Raw genomic sequence first — 3,506 nt, forward strand, 5'->3', positions numbered from 1 at the left:
TTTCGGGAGTTGGGTTTCGACTCGTTGACCTCGGTGGAGTTGCGTAATCGGTTGAACGCGGCGACCGGGCTGAGGCTGCCGGCGACGTTGGTGTTCGATTATCCGACTCCGGTGGTGTTGGCGGAGTTCCTGCTGGGTGAGCTGCTCGGCGAGCGAGCCGACGTGATCATCCCCGCGTCCGTGATGCCGGTGGCCGACGACCCGATCGTGATCGTGGGCATGGCATGCCGTTATCCGGGCGGGGTGTCCTCGCCGGAGGATCTGTGGCGGTTGGTGGCCGAGGGCGGGGACGGGATCTCGTCGTTCCCGACGACGCGCGGCTGGGATCTGGCCGCTTTCTACAGCCCGGACCGCGAGAGGCCCGGCACCAGTTACGTACGTGAGGGTGGCTTCCTGCACGAGGCCGGGGAGTTCGATCCGGGGTTCTTCGGGATCTCGCCGCGTGAGGCGCTCGCGATGGACCCGCAGCAGCGCCTGCTGCTGGAGACCACCTGGGAGGCGATCGAGCGGGCGGGCATGGACCCGATCTCGCTGAAGGGCAGCCGCACCGGCGTGTTCGCCGGAGTGTCGTATCACGACTACGCGTCCAGCGTGGAGTTCCCGCCGGATGTGATGAGCTTCTTCGGTACCGGCAACGCGGGGAGCGTGCTGTCGGGGCGGATCTCGTACACGCTGGGGCTGGAAGGTCCCGCGATGACGGTGGACACCGCCTGCTCGTCCTCGCTGGTGGCGATGCATCTGGCGGCGCAGGCGCTGCGTTCGGGTGAGTGCTCGCTCGCGGTGGCCGGTGGTGTGACGGTGATGGCGTCGCCGGGTGCGTTCATCGACTTCAGTGCGCAGGGCGGGCTGGCCGGCGACGCGCGGTGCAAGGCGTTCGCCGACGCGGCGGACGGCACGAGCTGGTCCGAGGGCATCGGGGTGCTGGTGCTGGAGCGGCTGTCGGACGCGCGCCGCAACGGCCACGAGGTGCTCGCGGTGATGCGCGGGTCGGCGGTGAACCAGGACGGCGCGTCCAACGGCCTGACCGCGCCGAACGGTCCTTCGCAGCAGCGGGTGATCCGCCAGGCGCTCGCCGGCGCCGGACTGTCGTCGGCCGACGTGGACGTGGTGGAGGCGCACGGGACCGGCACCACCCTCGGTGACCCGATCGAGGCGCAGGCGCTGCTCGCCACCTACGGTCAGGATCGGCCGGAGGATCGGCCGCTGCTGTTGGGTTCGATCAAGTCGAACATCGGGCACACGCAGGCGGCTGCGGGTGTGGCGGGTGTGATGAAGATGGTGCTCGCGATGCGGCACGGGGTGCTGCCTCGGACGTTGCACGTGGACGCGCCGTCGTCGCATGTGGACTGGTCGGCCGGTGCGGTGAGGTTGCTGACCGAGCCGACGCGGTGGCCGCAGGTGGAGCGGCCGTGGCGGGCGGGGGTGTCGTCGTTCGGGATCAGCGGCACCAACGCGCACGTGATCATCGAACAGGGGCCGGAGGCGCCGGAACCCGAAGAGGTTTCGCGGAGCGAGGCACCTGCGGGCGTGCTGCCGGTGGTGGTGTCGGGTCGTACGGCGGAGGCGTTGCGGGCGCAGGCCGGGCGGTTGGCGTCGTTCCTGGAGGGTGAGCCCGGTCTGGGGCTGGCCGATGTGGCGTTCTCACTGGCGACAACGCGGTCGGCGTTCGAGCATCGGGCGGTGGTGGTCGGCGACCGTGAGAGTGTGTCGGCCGGGCTGGGTGCGCTGGCCGGGGACCTGCCGGGTGCGGGTGTGGTGCGCGGGGTGGCCGGAGGCGAGCCGCGGCTGGCGTTCCTGTTCACCGGTCAGGGTAGCCAGCGCGCCGGGATGGGCCGGGAGCTGTACGACCGTTTCCCGGTGTTCGCGACGGCGCTGGACGAGGTGATCGCGAAGCTGGATCCGCTGCTGGAGAAGTTCGAGGGGGAGCCGGACAGCGAGGCGGCCGAGCATTACCGGAGGCGCTCGTTGCGTGAGGTGGTGTTCGCCGAGCCGGGGTCGGTTGAGGCAGGGTTGCTGGATCGGACCGGGTGGGCGCAGCCTGCGCTGTTCGCGGTGGAGACGGCGCTGTTCCGGTTGGTGTCCTCGTGGGGGATCCGGCCCGATGTGCTGGCCGGTCATTCAATCGGGGAGATCGCGGCGGCGCATGTGGCGGGGGTGTTGTCGCTGCAGGACGCGTGTGTGTTGGTGGCGGCGCGGGCGCGGTTGATGCAGGCGCTGCCTGCCGGTGGGGCGATGGTGGCGGTGGCGGCTTCCGAGGAGCAGGTCGCCGAGCTGCTGGTGGGGCGGGAGAAGGAGGTGTCGGTCGCGGCGGTGAACGGTCCCGCGTCGGTGGTGGTCTCCGGGGTGGAGGAGGTGGTGCTGGAGGTGGCCGCCGCCTTGGAGGAGCGTGGGGTGCGGACGAGGCGGTTGCGGGTGTCGCACGCGTTCCACTCGCCGCTGATGGATCCGATGCTGGAGGAGTTCCGGGTGGTGGCGGGGTCGCTGACCTACGGTGCGCCGCGGATTCCGGTCGTGTCGACGTTGACCGGGCAGGTGGCCGGTGCGGAGTGGTTGTGTTCGCCGGAGTACTGGGTGGAGCAGGTGCGTGGCGCGGTTCGCTTCGCCGACGGCGTCCGTACGCTGCACGCTCAGGGGGTTCGGGCGTATCTGGAGCTGGGCCCCGACGGGGTGCTCGCCGCGATGGCGTCCGACACCATCGCCGAGTTTGCCGGTTCCGATCCGAGGGCCGAGGGCTCTTCTGTCGCGTTCGCGGGTGAAACGGGCGCGGTGGCGGTGCCGGTGCTGCGCGGGGACCGGGACGAGCAGTCGGCGATCATGACGGCTCTCGCCGAGCTGCACGTGCGTGGCGTGGCGATCAGTTGGGAGGCGGTGCTCGCGGGCGGGCGCCGGGTGGCGCTGCCGACCTATGCCTTCCAGCACCAGTGGTTCTGGCCGAGTGTCGGGCGAATCGCGGATGCTCGCGGTCTGGGACAGGAGGCGGCGGGCCATCCGCTGCTGAGCGCGGCCGTGGGCCTGGCCGATTCCGGTGACGCGCTGCTGACGGGACGGTTGTCGCTGCGGTCGCATCCGTGGCTGGCGGATCACGCGGTGGGCGGGATGGTGATCTTCCCGGGTACCGGCTTCCTGGAGCTGGCGATCCGCGCGGGTGACCAGGTCGGCTGCGACCTGGTCGAGGAGCTGACCCTGACCACGCCGCTGGTGCTGGGTGAGGACGACGCGGTCGCGGTGCAGGTGCGGGTGGGGTCGGCCGACGAGTCCGGGCGGCGTGAGGTGAGCGTCCATGCCCGGCCGGCCGATGCCGGTGATCACGATGGCTGGGTGCGGCATGCCTCGGGTGTGCTGGCGAGCGGTGGTCACGTCGGGGAAGACCGAGGGCAGGTCACGGGGACCGGTGGCGAGGTCGTCACGCGTTTCGAGACGGAGGTGTGGCCGCCGCGGGGTGCGTCGGTGATCGAGTTGGACGGGGTGTACGAAGGGCTCGCCGCGAGCGGGTTGGAGTACGGCCC

1 protein-coding gene is annotated in these 3,506 nt (G+C 71.0%); it reads left to right on the plus strand.

Features of this window, described 5'->3' with window-relative positions; all coding sequences use genetic code 11:
- Positions 1-33: 33 nt before the first annotated feature.
- A partial coding sequence (locus AB0B96_RS40765) for a beta-ketoacyl synthase N-terminal-like domain-containing protein (RefSeq protein WP_362907671.1) occupies positions 34-3,506 on the plus strand: 3,473 nt, incomplete at its 3' end.

It is taken from the genome of Streptosporangium sp. NPDC049046 (genome assembly GCF_040649155.1).
In the GTDB taxonomy this organism is placed as follows: Bacteria; Actinomycetota; Actinomycetes; order Streptosporangiales; family Streptosporangiaceae; genus Streptosporangium.